This is a genomic window from Ruminococcus bromii, from assembly GCF_002834225.1.
Lineage (GTDB): Bacteria > Bacillota > Clostridia > Oscillospirales > Acutalibacteraceae > Ruminococcoides > Ruminococcoides bromii.
In genome coordinates this window covers 24,873-46,636 of the sequence record NZ_NNSR01000013.1, presented here as the reverse complement: position 1 = coordinate 46,636, position 21,764 = coordinate 24,873, and the positions used below count along the sequence as shown (strand labels likewise).

The 21,764-nt window shown below is 44.3% G+C and carries 42 protein-coding genes; 1 reads left to right on the top strand and 41 read right to left on the bottom strand.

What is annotated here, in order from left to right:
- Nucleotides 1–3: 3 nt before the first annotated feature.
- From rpsM to rpsJ, 28 genes are all read right to left on the bottom strand, one after another.
- The gene (rpsM, locus tag RBATCC27255_RS00495; protein WP_015523209.1) at nt 4–372 is read right to left on the bottom strand and encodes a 30S ribosomal protein S13; all 369 of its coding nucleotides are present in this window, start codon (nt 370–372) and stop codon (nt 4–6) included.
- A gap of 54 nt (nt 373–426) precedes the next feature.
- Complete coding sequence (gene rpmJ / locus RBATCC27255_RS00490) at nt 427–540, bottom strand: 50S ribosomal protein L36 (RefSeq protein ID WP_015523208.1); 114 nt, start codon at nt 538–540, stop codon at nt 427–429.
- 42 nt (nt 541–582) lie between these two features.
- Complete coding sequence (gene infA, locus RBATCC27255_RS00485; protein WP_015523207.1) at nt 583–801, bottom strand: translation initiation factor IF-1; 219 nt, start codon at nt 799–801, stop codon at nt 583–585.
- Nucleotides 802–805: 4 nt separating this feature from the next.
- Nucleotides 806–1,051, bottom strand: a complete 246-nt coding sequence (locus RBATCC27255_RS00480; protein ID WP_101028260.1) for a KOW domain-containing RNA-binding protein — start codon at nt 1,049–1,051, stop codon at nt 806–808.
- Nucleotides 1,052–1,061: 10 nt separating this feature from the next.
- Complete coding sequence (gene map, locus RBATCC27255_RS00475; protein ID WP_101028259.1) at nt 1,062–1,814, bottom strand: type I methionyl aminopeptidase; 753 nt, start codon at nt 1,812–1,814, stop codon at nt 1,062–1,064.
- A gap of 3 nt (nt 1,815–1,817) precedes the next feature.
- Nucleotides 1,818–2,450 carry an adenylate kinase gene (locus tag RBATCC27255_RS00470; protein WP_101028258.1) on the bottom strand — a complete coding sequence of 211 codons (633 nt, stop codon included), beginning with the start codon at nt 2,448–2,450 and terminating at the stop codon, nt 1,818–1,820.
- Nucleotides 2,451–2,473: 23 nt separating this feature from the next.
- Nucleotides 2,474–3,784 (bottom strand): preprotein translocase subunit SecY, encoded by a 1,311-nt coding sequence (gene secY / locus RBATCC27255_RS00465; protein WP_101028257.1) that lies wholly within the window; start codon nt 3,782–3,784, stop codon nt 2,474–2,476.
- Nucleotides 3,785–4,228, bottom strand: a complete 444-nt coding sequence (gene rplO, locus RBATCC27255_RS00460; protein ID WP_101028256.1) for a 50S ribosomal protein L15 — start codon at nt 4,226–4,228, stop codon at nt 3,785–3,787.
- Nucleotides 4,229–4,246: 18 nt separating this feature from the next.
- Nucleotides 4,247–4,417 carry a 50S ribosomal protein L30 gene (rpmD, locus tag RBATCC27255_RS00455; protein ID WP_101028255.1) on the bottom strand — a complete coding sequence of 57 codons (171 nt, stop codon included), beginning with the start codon at nt 4,415–4,417 and terminating at the stop codon, nt 4,247–4,249.
- A 17-nt stretch (nt 4,418–4,434) separates the two neighbouring features.
- Nucleotides 4,435–4,932, bottom strand: a complete 498-nt coding sequence (gene rpsE / locus RBATCC27255_RS00450; protein WP_021883485.1) for a 30S ribosomal protein S5 — start codon at nt 4,930–4,932, stop codon at nt 4,435–4,437.
- A 17-nt stretch (nt 4,933–4,949) separates the two neighbouring features.
- Entirely contained in the window at nt 4,950–5,309 is a 360-nt protein-coding gene (gene rplR / locus RBATCC27255_RS00445) for a 50S ribosomal protein L18 (RefSeq protein ID WP_015523201.1), read from the bottom strand.
- A gap of 18 nt (nt 5,310–5,327) precedes the next feature.
- Nucleotides 5,328–5,870, bottom strand: a complete 543-nt coding sequence (rplF, locus tag RBATCC27255_RS00440) for a 50S ribosomal protein L6 (protein WP_101028254.1) — start codon at nt 5,868–5,870, stop codon at nt 5,328–5,330.
- A gap of 15 nt (nt 5,871–5,885) precedes the next feature.
- On the bottom strand, nt 5,886–6,284 hold the full coding sequence (rpsH, locus tag RBATCC27255_RS00435; protein ID WP_015523199.1) for a 30S ribosomal protein S8: 399 nt from the start codon (nt 6,282–6,284) through the stop codon (nt 5,886–5,888).
- 19 nt (nt 6,285–6,303) lie between these two features.
- On the bottom strand, nt 6,304–6,489 hold the full coding sequence (locus RBATCC27255_RS00430) for a type Z 30S ribosomal protein S14 (protein WP_021883486.1): 186 nt from the start codon (nt 6,487–6,489) through the stop codon (nt 6,304–6,306).
- A gap of 12 nt (nt 6,490–6,501) precedes the next feature.
- Nucleotides 6,502–7,041, bottom strand: a complete 540-nt coding sequence (gene rplE / locus RBATCC27255_RS00425) for a 50S ribosomal protein L5 (protein WP_101028253.1) — start codon at nt 7,039–7,041, stop codon at nt 6,502–6,504.
- Nucleotides 7,042–7,055: 14 nt separating this feature from the next.
- Nucleotides 7,056–7,373 (bottom strand): 50S ribosomal protein L24, encoded by a 318-nt coding sequence (gene rplX / locus RBATCC27255_RS00420; RefSeq protein ID WP_015523197.1) that lies wholly within the window; start codon nt 7,371–7,373, stop codon nt 7,056–7,058.
- A gap of 14 nt (nt 7,374–7,387) precedes the next feature.
- Complete coding sequence (rplN, locus tag RBATCC27255_RS00415) at nt 7,388–7,756, bottom strand: 50S ribosomal protein L14 (RefSeq protein WP_021883487.1); 369 nt, start codon at nt 7,754–7,756, stop codon at nt 7,388–7,390.
- A gap of 39 nt (nt 7,757–7,795) precedes the next feature.
- Complete coding sequence (gene rpsQ / locus RBATCC27255_RS00410) at nt 7,796–8,053, bottom strand: 30S ribosomal protein S17 (protein ID WP_021883488.1); 258 nt, start codon at nt 8,051–8,053, stop codon at nt 7,796–7,798.
- 17 nt (nt 8,054–8,070) lie between these two features.
- A complete protein-coding gene (rpmC, locus tag RBATCC27255_RS00405; protein WP_015523196.1) occupies nt 8,071–8,274 on the bottom strand; it encodes a 50S ribosomal protein L29 in 204 nt (67 codons plus the stop codon).
- The gene (gene rplP / locus RBATCC27255_RS00400) at nt 8,274–8,693 is read right to left on the bottom strand and encodes a 50S ribosomal protein L16 (protein WP_015523195.1); all 420 of its coding nucleotides are present in this window, start codon (nt 8,691–8,693) and stop codon (nt 8,274–8,276) included. The genes rpmC and rplP overlap by 1 nt, the downstream gene beginning before the upstream one ends.
- Nucleotides 8,693–9,364 (bottom strand): 30S ribosomal protein S3, encoded by a 672-nt coding sequence (rpsC, locus tag RBATCC27255_RS00395; protein WP_015523194.1) that lies wholly within the window; start codon nt 9,362–9,364, stop codon nt 8,693–8,695. The genes rplP and rpsC overlap by 1 nt, the downstream gene beginning before the upstream one ends.
- A 14-nt stretch (nt 9,365–9,378) precedes the next feature.
- Nucleotides 9,379–9,720: a 50S ribosomal protein L22 gene (rplV, locus tag RBATCC27255_RS00390; protein WP_015523193.1), complete on the bottom strand. Its 342-nt coding sequence runs from the start codon at nt 9,718–9,720 to the stop codon at nt 9,379–9,381.
- A gap of 20 nt (nt 9,721–9,740) precedes the next feature.
- A complete protein-coding gene (rpsS, locus tag RBATCC27255_RS00385; protein WP_015523192.1) occupies nt 9,741–10,013 on the bottom strand; it encodes a 30S ribosomal protein S19 in 273 nt (90 codons plus the stop codon).
- A 19-nt stretch (nt 10,014–10,032) separates the two neighbouring features.
- Nucleotides 10,033–10,866 (bottom strand): 50S ribosomal protein L2, encoded by an 834-nt coding sequence (gene rplB / locus RBATCC27255_RS00380; RefSeq protein WP_101028252.1) that lies wholly within the window; start codon nt 10,864–10,866, stop codon nt 10,033–10,035.
- Nucleotides 10,867–10,968: 102 nt separating this feature from the next.
- Complete coding sequence (gene rplW, locus RBATCC27255_RS00375; RefSeq protein WP_101028251.1) at nt 10,969–11,262, bottom strand: 50S ribosomal protein L23; 294 nt, start codon at nt 11,260–11,262, stop codon at nt 10,969–10,971.
- The gene (gene rplD, locus RBATCC27255_RS00370; RefSeq protein WP_101028250.1) at nt 11,259–11,882 is read right to left on the bottom strand and encodes a 50S ribosomal protein L4; all 624 of its coding nucleotides are present in this window, start codon (nt 11,880–11,882) and stop codon (nt 11,259–11,261) included. Before rplD ends, rplW begins: the two co-directional genes overlap by 4 nt.
- 16 nt (nt 11,883–11,898) lie before the next feature.
- The gene (gene rplC, locus RBATCC27255_RS00365) at nt 11,899–12,531 is read right to left on the bottom strand and encodes a 50S ribosomal protein L3 (protein WP_015523188.1); all 633 of its coding nucleotides are present in this window, start codon (nt 12,529–12,531) and stop codon (nt 11,899–11,901) included.
- Nucleotides 12,532–12,604: 73 nt separating this feature from the next.
- A complete protein-coding gene (gene rpsJ, locus RBATCC27255_RS00360) occupies nt 12,605–12,916 on the bottom strand; it encodes a 30S ribosomal protein S10 (RefSeq protein WP_015523187.1) in 312 nt (103 codons plus the stop codon).
- 511 nt (nt 12,917–13,427) lie between these two features.
- Between rpsJ and RBATCC27255_RS00355 the strand changes: the two genes are divergently transcribed.
- Nucleotides 13,428–13,943: a cob(I)yrinic acid a,c-diamide adenosyltransferase gene (locus tag RBATCC27255_RS00355; protein WP_101028249.1), complete on the top strand. Its 516-nt coding sequence runs from the start codon at nt 13,428–13,430 to the stop codon at nt 13,941–13,943.
- A 197-nt stretch (nt 13,944–14,140) separates the two neighbouring features.
- Here the strand turns inward: RBATCC27255_RS00355 and RBATCC27255_RS00350 are convergent, their stop codons facing one another.
- From RBATCC27255_RS00350 to RBATCC27255_RS00295, 13 genes are all read right to left on the bottom strand, one after another.
- Nucleotides 14,141–15,313, bottom strand: coding sequence for a cation diffusion facilitator family transporter (locus tag RBATCC27255_RS00350; RefSeq protein WP_101028248.1), 1,173 nt, complete (start codon nt 15,311–15,313; stop codon nt 14,141–14,143).
- A gap of 23 nt (nt 15,314–15,336) precedes the next feature.
- Nucleotides 15,337–16,233: a YitT family protein gene (locus tag RBATCC27255_RS00345; RefSeq protein ID WP_101028247.1), complete on the bottom strand. Its 897-nt coding sequence runs from the start codon at nt 16,231–16,233 to the stop codon at nt 15,337–15,339.
- Between the two features lie 265 nt (nt 16,234–16,498).
- The gene (locus RBATCC27255_RS00340; protein ID WP_169923189.1) at nt 16,499–16,960 is read right to left on the bottom strand and encodes a hypothetical protein; all 462 of its coding nucleotides are present in this window, start codon (nt 16,958–16,960) and stop codon (nt 16,499–16,501) included.
- 17 nt (nt 16,961–16,977) lie between these two features.
- A complete protein-coding gene (locus RBATCC27255_RS00335) occupies nt 16,978–18,036 on the bottom strand; it encodes a baseplate J/gp47 family protein (RefSeq protein ID WP_101028245.1) in 1,059 nt (352 codons plus the stop codon).
- Entirely contained in the window at nt 18,023–18,352 is a 330-nt protein-coding gene (locus RBATCC27255_RS00330; RefSeq protein ID WP_101028244.1) for a hypothetical protein, read from the bottom strand. The genes RBATCC27255_RS00335 and RBATCC27255_RS00330 overlap by 14 nt, the downstream gene beginning before the upstream one ends.
- Before the next feature lies 1 nt (nt 18,353).
- Nucleotides 18,354–18,683, bottom strand: a complete 330-nt coding sequence (locus tag RBATCC27255_RS00325; protein ID WP_101028243.1) for a phage baseplate assembly protein — start codon at nt 18,681–18,683, stop codon at nt 18,354–18,356.
- Nucleotides 18,658–19,614 carry a hypothetical protein gene (locus RBATCC27255_RS00320; RefSeq protein WP_101028242.1) on the bottom strand — a complete coding sequence of 319 codons (957 nt, stop codon included), beginning with the start codon at nt 19,612–19,614 and terminating at the stop codon, nt 18,658–18,660. The genes RBATCC27255_RS00325 and RBATCC27255_RS00320 overlap by 26 nt, the downstream gene beginning before the upstream one ends.
- On the bottom strand, nt 19,608–20,123 hold the full coding sequence (locus RBATCC27255_RS00315; protein WP_101028241.1) for a LysM peptidoglycan-binding domain-containing protein: 516 nt from the start codon (nt 20,121–20,123) through the stop codon (nt 19,608–19,610). The genes RBATCC27255_RS00320 and RBATCC27255_RS00315 overlap by 7 nt, the downstream gene beginning before the upstream one ends.
- The gene (locus RBATCC27255_RS10345) at nt 20,120–20,269 is read right to left on the bottom strand and encodes a hypothetical protein (RefSeq protein WP_155131291.1); all 150 of its coding nucleotides are present in this window, start codon (nt 20,267–20,269) and stop codon (nt 20,120–20,122) included. Before RBATCC27255_RS10345 ends, RBATCC27255_RS00315 begins: the two co-directional genes overlap by 4 nt.
- Nucleotides 20,266–20,631: a hypothetical protein gene (locus RBATCC27255_RS00310; RefSeq protein ID WP_101028240.1), complete on the bottom strand. Its 366-nt coding sequence runs from the start codon at nt 20,629–20,631 to the stop codon at nt 20,266–20,268. The genes RBATCC27255_RS10345 and RBATCC27255_RS00310 overlap by 4 nt, the downstream gene beginning before the upstream one ends.
- Complete coding sequence (locus RBATCC27255_RS00305; protein WP_147639938.1) at nt 20,632–21,063, bottom strand: hypothetical protein; 432 nt, start codon at nt 21,061–21,063, stop codon at nt 20,632–20,634. It lies immediately after the preceding gene.
- The gene (locus RBATCC27255_RS00300) at nt 21,056–21,409 is read right to left on the bottom strand and encodes a hypothetical protein (protein ID WP_147639937.1); all 354 of its coding nucleotides are present in this window, start codon (nt 21,407–21,409) and stop codon (nt 21,056–21,058) included. Before RBATCC27255_RS00300 ends, RBATCC27255_RS00305 begins: the two co-directional genes overlap by 8 nt.
- Nucleotides 21,406–21,759, bottom strand: a complete 354-nt coding sequence (locus RBATCC27255_RS00295; protein ID WP_046433696.1) for a hypothetical protein — start codon at nt 21,757–21,759, stop codon at nt 21,406–21,408. The genes RBATCC27255_RS00300 and RBATCC27255_RS00295 overlap by 4 nt, the downstream gene beginning before the upstream one ends.
- Between the last annotated feature and the right edge of the window lie 5 nt (nt 21,760–21,764).

Genomic DNA, 21,764 nt, shown 5'->3' with positions numbered 1-21,764 from the left:
TCCTTACTTCTTCTTATTAGCCATGGTCTTACGGGGACCCTTGCGAGTACGAGCGTTAGTCTTAGAACGCTGACCTCTTACAGGAAGTCCTTTTCTGTGGCGAACGCCACGGTAACAACCAATATCAATAAGTCTTTTAATATCATAAGCGATGTCACGGCGAAGGTCACCTTCAACGCGGCAGTGATGCTCGATGTATTCTCTGAGCTTTGCAATATCTTCTTCTGTCAAATCTCTGACACGAGTGTCGGGATTAACACCTGTTGCAGCAATAATGTCGTCTGCAGTCTTACGGCCGATACCGTAGATATAGGTTAAACCAATCTCAACTCTTTTATCTCTCGGTAAGTCAACACCTGCTATACGAGCCATATAGTTGCACCTCCATATAAATTCTAAAATATAGTTTTGTTTTTCTTAGGTAAATTAACCCTGACGCTGCTTGTGCTTGGGGTTTTCGCAAATAACTAAAATCTTACCTTTTCTTTTGATAACTTTGCACTTATCGCACATTTTCTTTACTGAAGGTCTGACTTTCATGTATAATCATTCCTTTCTAAAAAGTCGTGTTTTTACTTTGGATTATTTAGTTCTCCAAGTAATTCTGCCTCTTGTCAGGTCATAGGGGGACATTTCCACCTTTACCTTATCGCCCGGCAAAATGCGAATGAAGTTCATCCTCAGCTTGCCTGAAATAACAGCTAATATCACGTGACCGTTCGGCAGCTCTACCTTGAACTGTGCGTTCGGTAAAGCTTCCTTAACAATACCTTCAATTTCAATTACATCCTGTTTTGACATATTGTCAACCCTCGCTTTTTCTAAAATCGCTTAAAATTTTTCTTATCTGCGGATTGGTCTTGATTGAACCCTCTATCACGGTTCCTGTAGGAGAAATATGAATCAGCTTTTTCTTTTTTGGTTTCTCAATTTTTCTGCGCTTTCCGTCTGCAATGTAAGCAAACACGGAGTCACAGCTGAGAACAACAAAAAAGCCGTTCTTTTCCCTTCCTGCCACAGCCTTTACTATACTACCTTTTACTGTGTTCATAAAATCACCTTTAATCGCACAAAGTCATAATTTTAGGCCCGTCAGGAGTTATTGCAACAGTATGTTCAAAATGAGCCGAGAGCTTTCCGTCAGCAGTGACGGTAGTCCACTTGTCATCAAGAACACGCACATTGCACCTGCCCTGGTTTACCATGGGTTCAATGGCAATAGTCATACCCGGAATAAGCCTTACTCCTCTGTGCGGAGTGCCGTAATTGGGTACGCTTGGGTCTTCGTGCAGTTTCGCACCTACGCCGTGGCCGACAAAATCTCGTACCACCGAGTAACTGCGAGCTTCGACATACTTTTGAACTGCGCTGCCTATGTCACCGACACGGTTGAAGGCAAGAGCCTGTTTAATTCCCTCATACAGACTCTCTTTTGTGGCGTCAAGCAAAGCCTGTGCCTCAGCACTGATTTTGCCGCAGGGGAAAGTATAGGCGTTGTCGCCGTGAAATCCCCCGTAGAAAGCGCCAACATCAACGCTTACTATATCGCCGTCTTTTAAAACGAGTTCTTTACTGGGTATGCCATGGATAACCACATTGTTAACGGAAATGCACGCACTCGCAGGAAAGCCGCCGTAACCGAGAAACGAGGGAACTGCTCCCTGTTTCTCGATGTATGAGCGGACAATGTTATCTATTTCATAAGTAGTAACGCCGGGCTTTACAGCCTCTCCCGCAACACGCAACGCCTCGGCAGAAATTCTGCAGGCGTCTTTCATTTTTGAAAGTTCCCGTGCTGTCTTAACTACAACCATGAATTAAGCCTCTATACCTTCAAGGATAGCCTTTGTAGTAGCTTCTACATCATCCTGTCCTTTTACAGTAACAAGCTTACCCTGCTTCTCATAGTAAGAAACGAGGGGCTCAGTCTCTTTGTGATATGTTTCGAGACGAGCAAGCACGGTATCGGGGTGGTCGTCCTTGCGCTGAACAAGGGTGCCGCCGCAATCGTCGCAGATGCCTTCCTTCTTGGGCTTTAAAGTCACAGTGTGGAAAGGTCTGCCACAATTTTCGCAAACACGGCGTCCGGACATACGGTTGATGATTTTTTCATCAGAAATGTCGATGTTGATGACATGCTGAATCTCAACACCCATGTTATCCAGAGCCTCAGCCTGAGGAATAGTTCTTGGAAAACCGTCAAGAATGAAACCCTTCTTGCAGTCATCGGCAGAAAGTCTTTCCTTTACAATACCAATTACTACTTCGTCGGGAACAAGCTTGCCTTCATCCATAAAGGATTTAGCCTTCAAGCCCATCTCAGTGCCGTTTTTCAGCGCTTCACGGATCATGTTTCCGGTTGAAATTGTGGGAATACCAAAGTGTTCACAAAGTACAGCGGCCTGTGTGCCTTTACCTGCACCCGGAGCACCTAACATGATAATGTTCATCTATTATACTCCTTTTTTCTCAATTAGTCAAGAAAACCTTTGTAATGACGCATCATCATTTGTGACTCGAGCTGTTTAACAGTTTCAAGAGCAACACCAACTACGATGATGATTGATGTACCACCGATTGACATCTGACCCATTCCTGAAGCAGCGCCGTAGATAAGCGGAATCATAGCAATAACAGCAAGGAACATTGCACCGATTAAAGTGATTCTTGACAAAATCTTTCTGATGTAATCGGCTGTCGGAGCACCCGGACGGATACCGGGAACCGTACCGTTATTTGCCTTAAGATTGTTAGCCATCTCAACAGGGTTGTACTGAATTGATGTATAGAAATAAGCGAACATTATAATGAACAAGAAATAAAGTACCATGTACAGCCAGCCTGAAGTGCTGAATGCTGCAAAGAATGCACCCCAGAAACCATCTCCTGCCGGAATCTTGAGGAAGAGGTTGATTGTACTTGGAATTGAAAGAATTGAGCTTGCAAAGATGATTGGAAGTACGCCGCCGAGTGCTACCTTGATAGGAAGGTGGCTTGACTGACCGCCGTACATCTTTCTGCCCACAACACGCTTTGCGTACTGAATCGGGATTCTTCTTTCACTGTCCTGCATGAATGTGATAACCCATACAACTGCAACAAAGAGAATAACCCAAAGCGGTACAAGGAAGAAGTACTGTGTGCTGCCGTTTAAAGCAAGACCCCAATACTGACCGAGTGTGTTGATAATCTGTGGGAACTGAGCAACGATACCTGCAAAAAGGAGAATGGAAATACCGTTTCCTATGCCGTGGCTGTTGATCTGTTCACCGAGCCACATCATTACGGCTGTACCTGCCGTGAAAACAAGGATAATTACAATAGCTGAGAACCAAAGTTCAAAACCGCTGTTGTAAAGAGTTACCTTGCTGTTGAGAAGATAGAAGTAATATGCAGTACCCTGAATAATACCGAGACCGACTGTTACATAACGAGTGATTGCACTGATTTTGCGTCTGCCGGCTTCGCCTTCTCTTGCTAATCTCTCAAGCGGAGGAATAGCAACACAGAGGAGCTGGACAATGATTGAGCTGTTGATGTAAGGGGTAATACCCATTGCAAACAATGTTGCGTTTGAGAATGCACCGCCTGAGAGTGTATTCATATAAGAAAGCATTGTGTTTGACCAGTCATCCGGATTCATAACACTTCTGAGAGCCGCAGTATCCAGGAATGGAACCTGAATAACCGAGCCGATTCTGAATACAACAATGATTAAGAGAGTAAATAAAATTTTCTTTCTTAAATCGGGGAGTGACCAAGCATTTTTAATTGTTTTAAACACTTAGATCACCTCTGCCTTTCCGCCCGCAGCCTCAATTGCAGCTTTAGCTGATTCGGAAAAAGCAGAAACCTTTACTGTAAGTTTTTTGTCAAGCTTACCGTTGCCAAGAACCTTAACAGCATCAAAGCCGTTCTTAACAACGCCTGCATTAACAAGAGCCTCAATATCTACTGTCGCACCGTCTTCAAACTTTCTGTTCAAAGTGCTGAGGTTTACTGCTACTACAGTCTTTGCAAAAATATTGTTGAAACCTCTTTTAGGGATACGACGCTGTAAAGGCATCTGACCGCCCTCAAATCCGGGACGGATGCTGCCGCCTGAACGAGCCTTCTGGCCCTTATGACCTTTACCGGAAGTTTTGCCCCAGCCTGAGCCGTGGCCTCTGCCGATTCTTTTTGAGTCCTTTTTAGAACCCTCAACAGGAGAAAGTTCATGTAACTTCATTAGTTCGCACCTCCTTGCTTATGCTTCACTAACCTCTACGAGGTGAATGATTTTCGCTACCTTACCCTTAGTCTGAGCGTTATCGGGCTGTGTAGTAACATCACCGATTTTCTTAAGACCGAGAGCATGGGCGGTTGCAATCTGATTTTTCTTAGAGCCGATAAGGCTCTTAACTAACTTAATTGTCATAATTTACAACCTCCCTATTAAAGAATTTCCTTAACGGATTTACCGCGGATTGCAGCAACTTCTTCAGCATTTCTCAATGCGCCAAGACCTGCAAGAGTAGCTCTAACTACATTGCACGGATTATTGGAACGAAGAGCCTTAGTTCTGATGTCCTTAATGCCGACTGCCTCAACAACGGCACGAACGGGACCGCCTGCGATAACACCTGTACCGGGTGCAGCCGGTTTCATAAGAACTCTGCCCGCACCGAACTCGCCGATTACTTCGTGTGGAATTGTTGTGCCTCTGAGAGAAACCTTCATAAGGTTCTTCTTAGCGTCCTCAATACCCTTACGGATAGCATCAGGTACTTCGCCTGCTTTGCCGATACCGAAACCAACTGTTCCGTTACCGTCGCCTACAACTACGAGAGCTGCAAACTTGAAAATACGACCGCCCTTAACTGTTTTAGAAACACGGTTAATAGTAACTACTCTTTCTTTTAATTCGCCTGTTACTTCTACTGTTTTAGCCAAAGTTATTCCTCCAATCCTTAGAAATTGAGGCCGCCCTCACGGGCGCCTTCGGCCAATTCCTTAACACGGCCGTGATATATATTACCGCCTCTGTCAAATACAACATCAACGATATTCTTTTCTTTTGCACGCTCAGCAACGAGCTTGCCAACAGCCTTAGCTGCCTCTTTGTTTCCGCCATTGCCTGTGATTTCTTTATCAAGGCTTGAAGCCTGAGCAAGTGTAACACCTGCTACATCGTCAATAATCTGAGCATAGATGTTGCTTGTGGAGCGGAATACGCAAAGACGGGGACAAGAAGCTGTACCGCTGATTTTGCTGCGGACTCTCTTATGGCGTTTTGCGCGTGCCTTTTTTGTATCTGGTCTGCTTACCATTTGTTATTCACTCCTTAATTATTTGCCCTTACCGGCCTTGCCTTCCTTGCGGCGGATAACTTCATCAGCGTACTTAATTCCCTTGCCCTTATATGGCTCCGGAGGACGCTTTTCTCTAACTTCGGCAGCAAACTGACCAACCTTTTGCTTATCAATGCCGGTGATGATGATTTTGTTCGGATCGGGAACTTCAATCTTGATGTCCTCTGTATCCTCAACGATAACCTGGTGTGAATAACCAAGGTTCATAACGCACTTGTTACCCTGCTTCTGAACACGGTAGCCAACGCCGTTTACTTCGAGAGTCTTTGAATAACCCTCTGTAACACCTATAATCATATTGTGGATAAGTGTTCTTGTAAGACCGTGAAGTGAACGGTTTTCTTTTGCGTCGTTTGGACGGGTAACCTCAATTACATCGCCCTTAATCTCAACAGTCATTGCAGGATTGAACTTGAAATCAAGTGTACCCTTAGGACCTTTAACTGTGATAACGCCGTTGTCAATTGAAGCTGTAACGCCGGCGGGAATATTTATAGGTTTTCTTCCAATTCGAGACATTTATCGCACCTCCTCTTACCAAATGTAAGCGAGAACCTCGCCGCCAATGTGCTGCTTTCTTGCCTCACGGTCTGTCATAACACCCTTTGAGGTTGAAATGATGGCGATACCAAGACCCTTCATTACCTTTGGCATATCTTCTGCATTACTGTAAATTCTAAGACCGGGCTTTGATACACGGCGAAGACCTGTGATAACAGGAGTCTTGCCGTCTGTATACTTGAGTGTTACCTTAATAACGCCCTGCTTGCCGTCTTCAATAACTGTGAAATTCTTTACATAACCCTCGTCAACAAGAATCTGACAAATTGACTTCTTGAGGTTTGAAGCGGGAATTTCAACAGAATCATGCTTTGCTGAATTTGCGTTACGGATTCTTGTAAGTAAATCAGCAATTGTATCTGTAATCTGCATTATGCTTTACCTCCCTTGCTTACCAGCTTGCTTTCTTTACACCCGGAATTTCGCCCTTGTAAGCGAGTTCACGGAAGCAAATACGACAAATGCCATACTTACGGAGGTAGGCGTGTGGTCTACCACAGATGTTACATCTTGTGTACTCTCTTGTAGAGAATTTCTGCTTTCTCTGCTGCTTTACTTTCATCGAAGTTTTAGCCACAACAATCCCTCCTTACTTTGAAAACGGTGCGCCCATAAGCTTTAAAAGCTCGCGAGCTTCTTCGTCTGTTGCTGCAGTGGTAACGAAGCAAATGTCCATACCACGAACCTTGTCAATCTTGTCATAGTCAATCTCAGGGAAAATAAGCTGTTCCTTAAGACCCATGTTGTAGTTGCCGCGGCCGTCAAATGAATCAGGGTTGATACCTCTGAAGTCACGAACACGGGGAAGTGCTACATTGAAGAATCTGTCGAGAAATTCATACATTCTCTCGCCTCTTAATGTAACCTTGCAGCCGATTGCCATGCCTTCTCTGATTTTGAAGTTAGCAACTGACTTTCTTGCCCTACAGATGAGAGGCTTCTGACCTGTAATAGCAGAAAGGTCTGTACAGATAGCGTCAATTACTTTTGAGTTATCTTTAGCTTCGCCTGCGCCTACATTGATAACGATTTTATCAAGCTTAGGAATCTGCATTGTGCTCTTGTAGGAGAACTTTGACATAAGAGCAGGTGCAACTTCTTTTGAATAGTATTCTTTAAGTCTTGCCATATCTTATTTCCTCCTTAAAGTGCTTCGCCGCATTTAGCGCAAACTCTGCCCTTAGAGCCGTCCTCATAGAACTTATGAGCAACTCTTGTAGGCTTTTTGCATCTTGGGCAAACGATCTGAACCTTAGATGCGTACATAGCACCCTCAGCCTTAATGATACCGCCCTGCTCGCCCATCTTCTTGGGTTTAACATGCTTTGAAACCATATTTACCTTTTCTACGATAACTTTGCCTTCTTTAGGGCTTACAGCCATAACCTGACCTGTCTTGCCCTTGTCCTTACCGCTTAATACGATAACGGTGTCGCCTGTTTTAACATGAACTTTACTCATTGTGACACCTCCAATTAAAGTACTTCGGGAGCGAGAGAAAGAATCTTCATATAATCTTTATCACGAAGCTCTCTTGCTACCGGTCCGAAGATACGAGTACCCTTCGGGTTCTTATCTTCCTTAATAATAACAGCTGCATTTTCATCAAAACGGATATAAGTACCGTCTTCTCTTCTGACGCCCTTTGCAGAACGAACAACTACAGCCTTTACAACGTCGCCTTTTTTAACAACACCGCCGGGTGCTGCCTTTTTAACCGAGGCTACGATTACATCGCCAATGTTGGCATATCTCCTTCTGGTACCGCCGAGTACACGAATGCACATAAGTTCCTTTGCGCCGGTGTTGTCGGCAACCTTGAGGATAGTTTGCTGCTGAATCACAGTGTAATTCCTCCTTTACTCAAAGCCGCTAAAATAAACTTATTTAGCTTTCTCTATAATCTCGACGAGTCTCCATCTTTTGTCTTTAGAAAGAGGACGGGTCTCCATAATCTTTACACGGTCGCCAATGCCACACTCGTTGTTTTCGTCGTGTGCCTTGAAACGAACTGTACGCTTAACAATTTTGTTGTAAAGCTTGTGCTTTACGCTGTCTTCAACTGCAACGACAATTGTCTTGTCCATCTTGTCGCTTACAACTTTTCCGACAACAGTTTTTCTCATATTTCTTTCACTCACTGTTAAGTCCTCCTCTCTTAAGCTTCAGCGCCGTTAAGTTCCATCTGACGAAGAACTGTTGAAATTCTTGCGATGTCCTTTTTAACAGCACCGATTCTGGATGAGTTTTCGAGCTGATTAACAGCAAGCTGGAAACGAAGATTGAATAATTCTTCTTTGAGTTCAGTGAGCTTTGTCTGAAGCTCTTCTACTGACATATCTCTGAGTTCTGATGCTTTCATTACTGCTCACCCTCCTCTTTCTTAACAAACTTGCACTTGATAGGAAGCTTATTTGCAGCAAGGCGAAGAGCCTCTCTTGCAGTAGCTTCATCTACGCCGCCGAGTTCAAACATAACTCTGCCGGGCTTTACTACGGCTACCCAATACTCGGGTGAACCTTTACCTGAACCCATTCGTGTTTCAGCAGGCTTTGCTGTAACAGGCTTGTCAGGGAAAATTTTGATCCATACTTTACCGAATCTTTTGCAGTAACGAGTCATAGCGACACGGGCAGCCTCAATCTGGTTTGAGGTAATCCATGCAGGCTCTGTAGCCTGAAGACCGAAATCGCCGTAAGTAACCTTGTTACCACGAAGAGCCTTACCTGTCATACGACCTCTGTGAACTCTTCTGTATTTTACTCTCTTAGGTAATAACATTACTTTCTGCCTCCTTCTCTGCGGGGCTTTCTTGACTTAACTTCGTTAAGAACCTCGCCCTTGTAAAGCCAAACCTTAACGCCTACTTTACCGTAGGTTGTGTTAGCTTCTGCAAAGCCGTAGTCGATGTCGGCACGAAGTGTCTGAAGCGGAATAGTACCTTCGTGGTACTGCTCTGAACGAGCAATTTCAGCACCGCCAAGACGGCCTGAACACATAATCTTGATACCCTTAGCGCCGCGACGCATTGCGTTGCCGATTGACATCTTCATTGCACGGCGGAAAGAGATTCTCTTTTCAAGCTGCTGAGCGATGCTTTCTGCAACGAGCTGTGCATCAAGCTCAGGAGCCTTAACTTCTACAATATTGATTGCAACGGGTTTGCCGAGCATCTTTTCGCACTGTGCTCTGAGCTTTTCAATCTCAGAACCGCCCTTACCGATTACAAGACCGGGCTTAGCGCAGTGGATGCTGATTTTAACCTTTTTGCCGTCACGCTCAATTTCAATTTTTGAGATACCGAAGTTGTAAAGCTGAGCCTTCAGAGTTTTACGGAGGTTATAGTCCTCAACGAGTGTAGCACCGAAGTCCTTCTTATTTGCAAACCAACGGGAATCCCAATCTTTAATAACGCCGACACGGAGACCGTGCGGATTAACTTTCTGACCCATAATCTAACCTCCCCTTAGTCGTCTTCTCTTTCCTTGAGTACGAGGGAAATGTGAGAAGTTCTCTTGTTGATTCTGAACGCTCTGCCCTGTGCTCTCGGACGAATTCTTTTAAGGATGGGGCCTGCTGTTGCATTGCACTGAGCAATGTAAAGCTTGGATACATCCATGTCATGGTTGTTCTCAGCATTTGCCATAGCTGAATTGAGCAGCTTTAAAAGCGGCTCGCAAGCGGCCTTGGGAGTGTGCTTAAGAACAGCTTCCGCATACTTAACATCTTTGCCTCTTACGAGGTCAAGAACAACATTAACCTTGCGGGGTGAAATACGAACAAATTTTGCATTTGCCTTTGCTTCCATCTGCAATACTCTCCTTCCGCTTATTTGCTTGTTTTTGATCCTGCGTGACCCTTGAATGTTCTTGTCGGAGCAAACTCGCCGAGCTTGTGACCAACCATATCTTCGGTTACATATACAGGAACATGTTTTCTGCCGTCATGAACGGCAAATGTGTGACCAACGAACTCAGGGAAAATTGTTGAACTTCTTGACCAAGTCTTGAGAATTCTCTTTTCGCCTGCTTCGTTCATTTCGATAACCCTTTTGAGCAGTACAGGCTGAACATAAGGGCCCTTTTTAGTACTTCTACTCATGTTTTAGCTCCTTTCCGCCTTACTTACCGTTTCTTCTTCTTACGATAAGCTTGTCGCTGCTCTTGTTGTTCTTACGAGTCTTGTAGCCGAGTGCGGGCTTACCCCATGGGGTTACAGGGCCCGGACGACCAACAGGTGACTTACCCTCACCACCGCCGTGCGGATGGTCGTTAGGGTTCATTACAGAACCACGAACAGTAGGACGCCAACCCATGTTTCTCTTACGACCTGCTTTACCGATCTTAACATTTTCGTGATCGGTGTTACCTACCTGACCGATTGTAGCCATGCAGTTTTCAGGAACGTTTCTGAGCTCGCCTGAAGGAAGTCTTAAAAGTGCAAGACCGTTTTCCTTAGCCATGAGCTGAGCCATGTTGCCGGCTGAACGAGCGAGCTGAGCGCCTCTGCCGGGATAAAGCTCTACATTGTGGATAAATGTACCAACAGGGATTGCTGTAAGCGGAAGTGCGTTACCGGGCTTAATATCAGCGTTTGCACCTGCTGTTACCTTGTCGCCTACCTTAAGTCCTTCCGGAGCAATAATGTAAGCCTTCTCGCCGTCTGTGTACTCTACAAGAGCGATGAATGCAGAACGGTTTGGATCGTACTCTAATGTTTTAACTGTACCTTCAACATCAAATTTCTGACGCTTGAAGTCAATAATACGGTACTTTCTGCGGTTGCCGCCGCCTCTGTGACGAACGGTGATTCTGCCGTAGCTGTTACGACCTGCCTTTTTATTTAAAGAAGCAAGCAAGCTTTTTTCCGGCTCAACCTTTGAAAGACCCGAATAATCTGTAACCGACATATTTCTTCTTGAGTTAATGGTCGGCTTATATACTTTAATGGCCATTTGGTTTCACTCTCCTCATGATGGCTTTGCGGGAATATGGCATTTCCCATACATTCTGCCTGAATTATTGTTTTCAGACTCAATACTGAACCTGAGTCAGTATTACATCATGCCTTCAAAAAATTCGATAGGCTTGCTGTCTTCTGTAAGTTTTACGATTGCTTTCTTCCAGCTTTTTGAGTAGCCGCCGTTGTTTCTGCCCTGACGACGGAACTTTCCTCTTACGCTTACTGTGTTTACCTTAGCAACCTTAACCTTGAAGATTTCTTCACAAGCTTTTGCAATTTCAATCTTGTTTGCTGACTTAGCAACTTCAAAGGTATAAATTTTGTTAACTGCGCCGAGCATACTTTTTTCAGTAATAACAGGGCGGATTACAATATCATGAGCTATCATGCATATACCTCCTCAATCTTGCTTACTGCATCCTTAACGATGATAAGCTTGTCAGCATTCAAAATGTCATAAACATTAAGAGTGTTTACCTGAGCTGTCTTAACACCGGGGATGTTGTTAGCTGATTTAATAACCTTGCTGTCAACCTCAGGAAGAACAATGAGAGCCTTCTTTTCAGCTCCGATTGCGCTGAGCATTGCAACAATCTTCTTTGTCTTGTACTCGTCCATGCTGATTGAATCAACAACGATGAGCTCGTTCTCCATAACCTTTGAAGAGAAAGCTGACTTCATAGCAAGTCTTCTAACCTTCTTGTTTACGGAAAATCTGTAATCTCTTGGCTTCGGAGCGAATACAACGCCACCGTGTGTCCACTGCGGAGCTCTTGTTGAACCCTGTCTTGCACGGCCTGTACCCTTCTGTCTCCACGGCTTTTTACCGCCGCCTGAAACCTCTGATCTTGTAAGAGCGGACTGTGTGCCCTGACGCTGTGCTGCGAGGTAGCTAACTACCATCTGATGCATAACAGCTGCATTTGGTTCGATACCGAATACGGACTCAGCAAGCTCGATTGTGCCAACGCTCTTGCCTTCCATATCTACTACTGCTAAATTTGGCATTTATAATCCCCCTTCCTTAAGCCTTTACGGAATCTTTGATTACAACGATTCCCTTGTTAGGACCCGGAATAGCACCCTTAACAGCGATGAGGTTGTTTTCTGCGTCAACCTTAACAACTGTGAGGTTCTGAACCGTTACCTGTTCTGCGCCGAGGTGACCTGCCATTCTCTTACCCTTCCAAACTCTTGAAGGTGATGAGCAGGCACCGATTGAACCGCCGTGGCGTACGCAAGGACCTGTACCGTGTGATTCCTTAAGACGGTGGAAGTTCCATCTCTTAATAACACCTGCTGTACCCTTACCTTTGCTCTTGCCTGTTACGTCAATCTTGTCGCCGGGGGTGAATACGTCTGCTTTAACGAGATCACCGATGCTGTAAGCGTCTGTGTCTGTAAAGCGGAACTCTTTGAGAGTTTTCTTTGGTGCTACACCGGCCTTATCAAAGAAGCCCTTCATTGGCTTGTTTACCTTGTGAGGTTTAACATCGCCGTAGCCGAGCTGTACCGAAGCGTAGCCGTCGTTTTCAACTGTTTTCTTGGCTGTTACCACGCAAGGGCCTGCCTCAACAACAGTTACGGGAATCATGATTCCCTTTTCATCGAAAATCTGTGTCATACCGATTTTCTTACCGATGATTGCTTTCTGCATAAATTGTATCCTCCTTATAGGTTATTGGTTGGTTTCCCAACATGACCCTGTCTGCTTGTAGGTTGGTATCCGATTATAACTTAATCTCGATATCAACGCCGGCAGGGAGCTCTAAGCTCATAAGAGCCTCGACTGTCTTGTTTGACGGTCTTAAGATGTCGATAAGACGCTTGTGAGTTCTGATTTCAAACTGCTCACGGCTGTCCTTGTACTTATGAACAGCACGGAGAATTGTTACAACCTGCTTCTCAGTCGGGAGCGGAACGGGACCTGAAACTCTTGCGCCTGTGCGCTTAGCTGTTGCCACGATTCTCTCTGCAGACTGATCAACGAGCTGATGATCATAACCCTTTAATCTTATTCTAATCTTTTCCTTGACTGCCATTATCGTCGCCTCCTTAAAAATGTTAGTTGGCGGGCGTTGCTTTTCAAAACTTTTTTGAAACTCTGCCGGGTGTTTCCTCACCCCGCATTAAAAAACCCGTTTAACTATTCAGTTAACCGGGAAGTTCTGAAAGCGTTTGAGCGCAGTTATGGCAAAGCAACCCCATTGCCACTCAATCGCTCTGTGTTTCAATTTAATCGCCCGGTTTAAAATCGGACATACTCCACGGAAAAACCGGCTTAATGCCGCAACCTCCCGCTTCATCGCATATCTTGTGCAGTCACACAAGCATTATTATAAACGAAATACCGCATTATTTCAACCTTTTCGGCAAAATAAGCGGTATAGAAGTTTTTGAAATATTTTTAATTAATTTTGTTTAATTTGTACATACTCCCGTTTGCCGATTTTATGTTATAATTATGCAGACGAAAATGTTTTTTCTATACTATTGTATATAAGGGATTCCATTTTGTCAATTGTGCAGTTTTATGAAAAGGAATGACAGACAATGAAGCATTTGTATTTTGGTGACGGTAAGGGCAAAACCACAGCCGCCATAGGAATTGCCGTCAGGGCGGCAGGCAGTAACCTCAAGGTGCTGTTTGTGCAATTTTTAAAGACGGAATTTTCGGGAGAACGCCATGTTCTCAGCCACACCGAGAATGTAACGCTCACCTTCTGCCCCGCCGACCTCAAGTTTACATTTCAGATGAACGAAAAGGAGAAGGCTCAGGCGGCAAAAATTTTTAAGGGTATTTTTGACCGCAGCGTCACACTTGCATTAACAGAAAAGTATGATATGGTCGTATTTGACGAAATCATTGACGCAATCAATGCGGAAATGCTCACCGAATCCGAAGTTGTTGAGTTCATCACCAACGCTCCGTCAAGTATGGAAATTGTTATGACAGGTCACAACCCGTCGCAAAAGATGATTGACCTCTGCGATTATGTAACCGAGTTCAAGAAAATCAAGCACCCCTACGACCGAGGCATCACAGGCAGAATCGGCGTAGAATTTTAATTCACACAGTAGTTTTGCAAATTTTCGGCAGTTCGGCAGATAATAATTTAACCTGAATTTCCCGAAAAAATATAATTTTTAAGTTATCTGACAAGCGGCATATAATCCGTGTGCAGGCAAAAATACAAAATATCCGATATATGCAAACAGAGGCCATCAGCCAAAAGCGATGGTCTCTGTTTTTTATTGCCGGCAATTTAATCCGAAAGAGATTTCTCAACATTTATTATAGGATAGAGCTTATTGTTAATCGACTTGATTTTCTCGATTGCACTCTGTTTTATCTGTCTTTCTGTAAGGTCAAGTCCATACGGAATAACCATATCGAAAACAACATTTGTATGCGTACTGCCCTTTACAATCCTGAAATCGTGGATTGAATATTCGGGATTAAGCTCACACAAGCCCTCGGAAATTTTCATTTTCAGCTCATTTGTGAACGCGTCGTTTGACGCAATCGGATCCATATGTATGGTTGCAAAACAGTTGTACCTGTTTTCAAGCTGTTTTTCCGTCAGGTCAATTGCGTCGTGAGCTTCAAGGATATCCTCGTCACACGGTACCTCTGCGTGGAGTGAAATAAAGCATCTGCCCGGACCGTAATCATGAATAATCAAATCGTGGATACCTACAATCATATCATTTTTCAACACTGTTTCCTTGATTTCATCAACAAATTCAGGGTCGGGCGCTTTGCCGAGGAGCGGAGAGAGGCTCTCTTTGAATGTGCTGACACCCGTAAAAAGTATGAACAGCGAAACACACACGCCGAGCCAACCGTCAATCTGAACTCCTGTTGAGGCAGAAATAAGCAATCCGATTATTACAACCGAGGTTGCAATGCAGTCGGTCAGCGAATCGAGTGCCGCCGCCTTGAGTGCGGTTGAATTTATTTTTCTCGACAATCCCGAATTAAAAAAGTACATCCATAATTTTACGAAAATTGACGCAATCATTATTGCAAGCGAAAGCGTTGAAAATGCCGTACCGCTCTCGGGACAGATTATCTTTTCGACTGAGCTTTTGATAAGTTCAATGCCCATTAAAAGAATCACAACGGAAATACCCATTCCCGCCACATACTCATATCGGCCGTGACCGAACGGATGCTCTCTGTCGGCAGGACGGCTTGCAAGCTTAAAGCCGAGGAATGTAACAACCGAACTGCCTGCGTCCGAAAGGTTGTTAAGTGCGTCGGCAATGACGGAAACCGATGCCGAAACAATTCCGGCAAACAATTTTCCTCCGAACAGTACCAGGTTAAGAATTATTCCGCAAACACCCGAAAGGTTGCCATAGGCAGCTCTAACCTTTGGATTATCGCAATTGTCGCTGTCTTTAACGAACAGCTTTACAAGTAATTTTGTCAAATAAAACACCAACTAAAATTTATTTACAGCGAATCGTTTCGGCTGAAAACATCGGCAACCTCCGTAATTGAAATGTACGCTTTCTTGTCAATTTCACGCACAATTTCCTTCAGCTTGCCAATCTGGAAACGGTTGACAACAAAGTAAATCATCACCTTGTCCTTGCCTGAATATCCGCCCTGAGCCTGCATTACGGTAACGCCGCTTTGAAATTCCTCCGAAAGTGCGTTACAAATTTCATCGCAACGGCTTACAGACGCAATAATCGTTGCCGCCTTTGCCCTGTCAAAACCTTCAACAATAAAGTCAATCGTTTTAAGTGCGGCAAAATATGTAACAATCGAATAAAGCGGAAGAATCCAGCTTTGAAGAATGAAGCCGCATACAACATAAAGAACAATGTTGTACGCCATAACGAACGAGCCAACCGATACACCGATTTTTTTCGCAAAGATTACCGCCATAACCTCGATGCCATCCATTGCACCGCCGAATTTGATTGCAAGACCGCTGCCTATACCCGAAATCACACCGCCAAATACGGCGCAAAGGAGCAAATCGGTTCCCGCAAGCGGAGATGCCATACTGACATCAACGGGCAGAACATCGGTTATCAGCCACGAAACAAACGAATAAACCGCAACCGTATAGATTGCGTAAAATGTAAACTTCTTTCCCTGCTTTTTAAGTCCGAACAAAAACAGCGGCAGGTTAAAAATTATAAGAAAAAGTGAAAGCGACAGGCTTTCGGGGGTAAGCTGTGCGGCAAGCATAGCCGTACCTGAAATTCCGCTGTCATAAAGGTTTACGGGGTTAAGAAATATTGTAATTCCGAACGCATTGATAATTCCGGCAATTGTGAGAAAAAGCATATTTTTGATTTTGATTGCCTTTCCCGCTCTTTGTAAGAGATTTTTCATTGTCATCATCCTTTGCAGTAAATTTCCATCCCCATCATTCACACAAGTATAACTTGTATTGTACCACGATATTGATATTTACGCAAGAAAAGCAAAACAAACAACCGCTTAGGTTGAGAAAGCAACGGCTGTAACGCAAAAAATAACAGGCTGAAATTTTCAACCTGTCATTTTCATTTTTGATAACCGTTATTTAGTTATCTTAATGGGTTTTATTAAATTGCAAAATTTATTAAAACCGTGCGGACAAAGCATGATTATATTTTTACGGTTTTTCATATGAAACCACAACATTGAGATGTAAAGGAAAATCTGCACTTACACATTTTTCGATATATTTTTTCTCTGCGTCTGTTTTTGTGTCAAAAATTTTCAAATTTACACGGTTTTTGAGTGCAATTTCCGTTATTGTAAAGTTTTCCGCACCGTAGCCCCTGACAAACTGTTTAAAATCATTGAGAGTACACCTTCCGCCGACTTTCTGCTCCGCAATTTTGAGCATATCTCTGCGTTTTTCAATAGAATACCCCTCACGCACCTTGCCGACAAACCTTTCTCTTTCTGCAATTCCGAAATCCTCTGCCGTATCAATAAACAGCTCCCGTTCCATCATTTCAAGCATATCAAACACCGAATCCAGTCCCTCTGCATATGCCAAAAGCTCCGCGCCGATATTTGATTTTGCCGTAATATCATAAAGCCCCGTGCCTTCTAATTTTGTTTTCATCGACTCAAAGCTGTTCATCACTTCACCCCAATCGTAACCGTACCGACTGTGAAGCACTGCGATTTTGCCGCTGTCACATCCTGCATATCGGTATTCCAAGTGTAGTTATTTATACATCCCGTTGCAACGAGCTTTGCTCCCAGCTCCGCAAGATGAAAAGTTCCGCCAATCGGAATTGAATTAACATAATCCGCAAAAGCCTTTGAAAGCAGAGCTTTCACCTCCGATGAAGAATAGCCGTCCTCGGCATAAACCGTCACACTCATATTACAAGCAGTACGCTGAGCATTGACAACAAGAACATCCACATTCAGCTCTCTCTGCTTTGCAACAATTTCCTGAACTTTTGCAACAACATCAGTACTGACAGCGGCATCCGAACCTGTAACATAAATATTTACCGTGCCAAAGCCTCTCACCTTACCGACGGCACAGGCCTTAGCCACACCGTCAACCGAGAATGCAAGCTGTTCATAATATGCCGCATTCGTGCCGTTAGAGGTGTTGACATATGTATCCCTTATGCGTTTGCGAAGTTCGTCATCCGTTTCTGCGTCACAACCGCCCGTAAATTTTTCACGGTTTGTAACCGTTTCAATCTCTGTCGGCACACTCACGGGAACAACCGCACAACCAAGCCCGATATTACCGTTACTCCCCGCCTGTTCAGCCTCGGCATAAACACTCACAAGCGTGTTGCCTGCGCTGATTTCTTCATCTTCCGTTGTAACATATCTCACAGGCACAGGGTCTGCCGTTGCCACAACACAGCCCTTTGGAATTATAATATCGTGACTGCACGGCTGAGAAATATAGAATGTAATTTCGCCCGTTGACTTCATCGCCTTTTTGCGTTCAATTCCCCTCTGCGATGCGAGTTTATCAAGGCATTCACCGCTTGCGCTCACTGCAAACATCTGTCTTTTCCACCACTCAAGGTTTGTCTGCACCTTGAAAATCTCGCCCGCAAGCACCTTGAGCCTGATTGCAATATCGCTTTTTTCATTAAAACTGTCGCCTGTTTCCTGCTCATATACATTCTTCATTCTGCCGTAAATTTCGTCATATGTATCCATTTATCTGTACCTCCCTTGTAATTCCGTCAACCGTAAGGTCAATTGTAATTTTTCTGCCGACATCCTTAATGCTTGCAAAGGCGTTTTCCATTTCGGCAAGCGATTCATTGGCAAGCAGTTCAAGTTGTTTTGCCGAAAGCGTTTTGCTCTGTAAAGCAACAGTCGAACCGAGTTCTCGGTCATAAACAAATACGCCGAGCTTTGCCGAAATACAAATCACAGCCTGCTGAAATTTTGCGTCAAGCCCCTCAAGCAGCACCGTACTGCCCGAAGAATTGATAACTGTGTCACCGTTTTTTATCATTATATCCCTCATTCTACACCGCCTTGCCGTTGATAAGAACCCTGCCGTCATTTTTCAGCACAATACTCGCTCCGCCCTTTGACGAGAGCATAACCTCGCCCTCATCAAGCTCAACATTTTTCGCAAGCACACCAAGGCTCACTTCACCGTTGGCAAGCGGCAATACAACCGCCGACTCTCCAACCGGAACAACGCTTGCAAAGCCGTATGGCACGCAACATTTTATCCCCCTGTGTTCTTCCGAAGAGTCAACCGAAACGGTGTTTCCCGAACTTTTCACACCGCCTCTTTCCGCCTTAGGAGCGGTAATCGAATTTTTAGTTATGTAATTCATCAGCCACATCGCCGTTCTCCTTTCCAAGCACAACCGTTGTGCTTTCACCGTTTTTCCCAAGTGAATATTTAATGCTTTTCACAACCAAGCCCTCTCTTTTTCCAAGGAGAGAGTCATCAATCACAGCCCTTCTGCCGACAACTCCGCACAGACATTCTGCACATTCAAGCATTATTTCAAAGCTCTGCCTGTTGCCGTTTTCAATCATTCTGTCGGCTGTTTTAACCGCGTTGTTGTCGAGAAAAGCGTTTACATATCTAACTCTCTTAATTCTGTCGGCAGCACTGCCGTTGCCGACAACACTCTTGTAACCGCCGTATTCCTCGGTGCGTAGTTTGACCTGCGAAATCACCTTGCACGGCTTTATGTACTCACGCAGAGATGTGTAGCCTACTCCGTTTCTGCCGAACACAATCGGCTCTGCACCGCCGTAAGTTCCGCACATCAAGGCAAATCCCGCACCCGTAATTCTCGGACCTTTGCCGTATCTGCCGTTGCAGAATTTTTCAAGCACCTGCCACTCGGTCATACCCTTTTCAATTTTGATTGTGCCCATAAACGGATGTTCGTCACCGTCATAACCGACAATTCCGAACGGCTTTAAATGCCTTTCAAAAATGAACTTTGCCGCAGGATTTATATATGTAACAGGCTCCGCCTCATTGTCGAGAAGCCTTCCGGCAAGACTCCTTGCACTCAGCCTTACAATCGCACCGTCGGTTCTCACAATGCTGACAATCTCGTCCGCCTGCCCAACAAATACAAGCGACTTGCCGTCATAAGCCTCAAGCATATCAACATTCCTGTACTTTCTGTCATACGGCACAGTCAGCACAAGCTCATTGGCAGGCACATCGACATCTGCCGAAATTTCAACAGTAAGGACATTTTTAATTTTACACCTTATGCCGTTTTTGTCCGTAAAAAAGTAAGTCAGCACAGCCTCACCCTCCTTGTTCCAAGGTCATCATCGGGGAACTTAACATCGGGATTCAGCCGCACAAGCTCGTCAATTTTCACCCCTGTTTTGTATGCAATGTCCCACAGGGTTTGTCCGTTTTCACAGTCAAAATATGTAATTACCGTTTTCTGCTTTTTCTCCATAACCTCACGGAATACAAAGCTGTATTCAAGCACATTCGGCTTTGGCTCGCCCTTTATTTCAAGCTTTTCAAACACAGCATAAACGCTCGGCAGGCTCGGCACGGAAAGCACTTCCTTTCCGCTGTTTCTGAACACCTCAAACAGCTTTTCAAACTGTTCGGCACAATCCTCGCCGTACAGCTGTCCCGAACCGCTGATTTTCATATTCTTCCGCCCCATATCCTGAACGGAAGATTCGCCGAACGGACTTTTCATTTCTGCAACGCTCTTGTCACATTCAAAGCTGATATTCTGCGGATTATGATGCCACACATATTCACCGAATTTCATCGGCACCGGTTTCATCGGCTTTTCGCCTCCTCTTCTTCATCAAGCCTGCGGCTGTAACGGCGGCTTTCCCTTTCAAGGAATTCACCGAACATCTCGGTATCTTTACCGCCGTTCTCAGACTCCGCAAGCCTGTAAAGTTCGTCTGAATTTTTATCATTCATATAATTTTCCTCTCGTCGGCACTGATTTTCACGGTTGCAAGAATACTTCCGCTGCCCTGAGTAACGCTTGAAAATTCAAGCACTTTGCAATCCGTGTAAACAATTTTCTTCTTCGCAAGGTCAAGCTCAAGATTTTTAAAGCTGTCACGCTCCAAAAACGGAGTTTCGTCAGTAAGCCTCATTTCAAATGTGAGTTCCCATTCATTTGAAACAATCCTCTCAACGGGCTTGTCATTGAGAAATTCCTTGATTTCCGTGAAGGAGTTCTTTCTTGTACAGGTTGCCTTTTCAACGCCGCCGAGAATTTTCCCCTCACATTTCAATATGGCTTTTCCGCAATTTTCAAACTCAAAGCCGTCCATTTAAACCTCCTCGCAAAGACAGAATTCCATATTAAAGCTTACTGTTCTGTAAATTGCGTTCATATCGGGGTCAAATTCAATTGAAGCCGCCTCACTGTGGGTAATCGTCTTTTCAGCGTCGGCAGTTTTAAGTCCGAGAAGAATTTCACTGACAACCTCCGAAAGACCGCTTCCGTTCTCGGTTGCAGGAGCATACACCCTGATTTCAACGCCTGCGCTGTAGCTTTCGCCCTTGATAGACGGTGAAAGGTATCCGCCGATATAGCTCTTCTCCGTTGACATATCTCTCACCGACACAACGGCAGTCATTCCGTTCACCGGTGACGGTGCTTCATCAGAGCCGTACTCTCTTATAAACCTGACATTTTTCAAAGCCTCATTTATCTTTAAGCCTGCAATAATACGGTCAACCTGTTTCTCAATTCTATTCAAAATCATCCCTCGTTTCTTCTCTGTACGCACACAGAACAGCCCTGACATAAATCGGATTATCCTGCACATAATATTTTTCGCACCTTTTAACAGTATATTTACCGTTTTCACTTTCTATTACGCTTTTTTCCGAATTAAGCAAAACATCGGGCGGTGCAATAAACAAAAACAGCTTCGTTTTTCTCATACCCAGTTTATGCCGCACACTTTCATAATTCTGATTGAAGTTGTATCTCAAAGGTGAAATAAAAGCCTTTGTCTTAACCGTTTCATCTCCGTTTTTAACGGTAACATCACAGCCGTATCTGTTTAATATTTTCCCGATAGACGGTGAAATATTCATCATATCACCCCAAGCAAAAATTTTTCTCTGCCGATAAGGTCCTGCGACTTGTCGGCATATTCCCTCCACAGCTTTTCGGCTCGGCTTTCGCCGTCCGCAGATGATGAGATTTTCAAATCACCTGCGGAAAAAGAAGAAATGCTGTCATCATTGCAAAGGGAATACAACTTAAAAGCGTAAACGGCACATAGGTTTTCAAGTCTTAATTCGTCATCCTCCGAAAGATTTTCCTTCGTAACAATCGAATTAACATACACAACCGCATCGTCAATAATGCTTTTCCATTTGTATGCTTCAGCACCGTCAATACCGCTGTATAAGGCAAAACGCTTTGTAATGTTTGCAATGTTCAAGGCAA

What these genes read in the sequence shown, in the direction of transcription:
- rpsM (WP_015523209.1), bottom strand. Translation starts at nt 372, where the DNA reads ATGGCTCGTATAGCAGGTGTTGACTTACCGAGAGATAAAAGAGTTGAG.
- rpmJ (WP_015523208.1), bottom strand. Translation starts at nt 540, where the DNA reads ATGAAAGTCAGACCTTCAGTAAAGAAAATGTGCGATAAGTGCAAAGTT.
- infA (WP_015523207.1), bottom strand. Translation starts at nt 801, where the DNA reads ATGTCAAAACAGGATGTAATTGAAATTGAAGGTATTGTTAAGGAAGCT.
- RBATCC27255_RS00480 (WP_101028260.1), bottom strand. Translation starts at nt 1,051, where the DNA reads ATGAACACAGTAAAAGGTAGTATAGTAAAGGCTGTGGCAGGAAGGGAA.
- map (WP_101028259.1), bottom strand. Translation starts at nt 1,814, where the DNA reads ATGGTTGTAGTTAAGACAGCACGGGAACTTTCAAAAATGAAAGACGCC.
- RBATCC27255_RS00470 (WP_101028258.1), bottom strand. Translation starts at nt 2,450, where the DNA reads ATGAACATTATCATGTTAGGTGCTCCGGGTGCAGGTAAAGGCACACAG.
- rplO (WP_101028256.1), bottom strand. Translation starts at nt 4,228, where the DNA reads ATGAAGTTACATGAACTTTCTCCTGTTGAGGGTTCTAAAAAGGACTCA.
- rpmD (WP_101028255.1), bottom strand. Translation starts at nt 4,417, where the DNA reads ATGACAATTAAGTTAGTTAAGAGCCTTATCGGCTCTAAGAAAAATCAG.
- rplR (WP_015523201.1), bottom strand. Translation starts at nt 5,309, where the DNA reads ATGGTAAGCAGACCAGATACAAAAAAGGCACGCGCAAAACGCCATAAG.
- rplF (WP_101028254.1), bottom strand. Translation starts at nt 5,870, where the DNA reads ATGTCTCGAATTGGAAGAAAACCTATAAATATTCCCGCCGGCGTTACA.
- rpsH (WP_015523199.1), bottom strand. Translation starts at nt 6,284, where the DNA reads ATGCAGATTACAGATACAATTGCTGATTTACTTACAAGAATCCGTAAC.
- rplE (WP_101028253.1), bottom strand. Translation starts at nt 7,041, where the DNA reads ATGGCAAGACTTAAAGAATACTATTCAAAAGAAGTTGCACCTGCTCTT.
- rplX (WP_015523197.1), bottom strand. Translation starts at nt 7,373, where the DNA reads ATGAGTAAAGTTCATGTTAAAACAGGCGACACCGTTATCGTATTAAGC.
- rpmC (WP_015523196.1), bottom strand. Translation starts at nt 8,274, where the DNA reads ATGAAAGCATCAGAACTCAGAGATATGTCAGTAGAAGAGCTTCAGACA.
- rplP (WP_015523195.1), bottom strand. Translation starts at nt 8,693, where the DNA reads ATGTTATTACCTAAGAGAGTAAAATACAGAAGAGTTCACAGAGGTCGT.
- rpsC (WP_015523194.1), bottom strand. Translation starts at nt 9,364, where the DNA reads ATGGGTCAGAAAGTTAATCCGCACGGTCTCCGTGTCGGCGTTATTAAA.
- rplV (WP_015523193.1), bottom strand. Translation starts at nt 9,720, where the DNA reads ATGGAAGCAAAGGCAAATGCAAAATTTGTTCGTATTTCACCCCGCAAG.
- rpsS (WP_015523192.1), bottom strand. Translation starts at nt 10,013, where the DNA reads ATGAGTAGAAGTACTAAAAAGGGCCCTTATGTTCAGCCTGTACTGCTC.
- rplB (WP_101028252.1), bottom strand. Translation starts at nt 10,866, where the DNA reads ATGGCCATTAAAGTATATAAGCCGACCATTAACTCAAGAAGAAATATG.
- rplW (WP_101028251.1), bottom strand. Translation starts at nt 11,262, where the DNA reads ATGATAGCTCATGATATTGTAATCCGCCCTGTTATTACTGAAAAAAGT.
- rplD (WP_101028250.1), bottom strand. Translation starts at nt 11,882, where the DNA reads ATGCCAAATTTAGCAGTAGTAGATATGGAAGGCAAGAGCGTTGGCACA.
- rplC (WP_015523188.1), bottom strand. Translation starts at nt 12,531, where the DNA reads ATGCAGAAAGCAATCATCGGTAAGAAAATCGGTATGACACAGATTTTC.
- rpsJ (WP_015523187.1), bottom strand. Translation starts at nt 12,916, where the DNA reads ATGGCAGTCAAGGAAAAGATTAGAATAAGATTAAAGGGTTATGATCAT.
- RBATCC27255_RS00355 (WP_101028249.1), top strand. Translation starts at nt 13,428, where the DNA reads ATGAAGCATTTGTATTTTGGTGACGGTAAGGGCAAAACCACAGCCGCC.
- RBATCC27255_RS00345 (WP_101028247.1), bottom strand. Translation starts at nt 16,233, where the DNA reads ATGAAAAATCTCTTACAAAGAGCGGGAAAGGCAATCAAAATCAAAAAT.
- RBATCC27255_RS00340 (WP_169923189.1), bottom strand. Translation starts at nt 16,960, where the DNA reads ATGAAAACAAAATTAGAAGGCACGGGGCTTTATGATATTACGGCAAAA.
- RBATCC27255_RS00335 (WP_101028245.1), bottom strand. Translation starts at nt 18,036, where the DNA reads ATGGATACATATGACGAAATTTACGGCAGAATGAAGAATGTATATGAG.
- RBATCC27255_RS00330 (WP_101028244.1), bottom strand. Translation starts at nt 18,352, where the DNA reads ATGAGGGATATAATGATAAAAAACGGTGACACAGTTATCAATTCTTCG.
- RBATCC27255_RS00325 (WP_101028243.1), bottom strand. Translation starts at nt 18,683, where the DNA reads ATGTGGCTGATGAATTACATAACTAAAAATTCGATTACCGCTCCTAAG.
- RBATCC27255_RS00315 (WP_101028241.1), bottom strand. Translation starts at nt 20,123, where the DNA reads ATGAAACCGGTGCCGATGAAATTCGGTGAATATGTGTGGCATCATAAT.
- RBATCC27255_RS10345 (WP_155131291.1), bottom strand. Translation starts at nt 20,269, where the DNA reads ATGAATGATAAAAATTCAGACGAACTTTACAGGCTTGCGGAGTCTGAG.
- RBATCC27255_RS00310 (WP_101028240.1), bottom strand. Translation starts at nt 20,631, where the DNA reads ATGGACGGCTTTGAGTTTGAAAATTGCGGAAAAGCCATATTGAAATGT.
- RBATCC27255_RS00300 (WP_147639937.1), bottom strand. Translation starts at nt 21,409, where the DNA reads ATGATGAATATTTCACCGTCTATCGGGAAAATATTAAACAGATACGGC.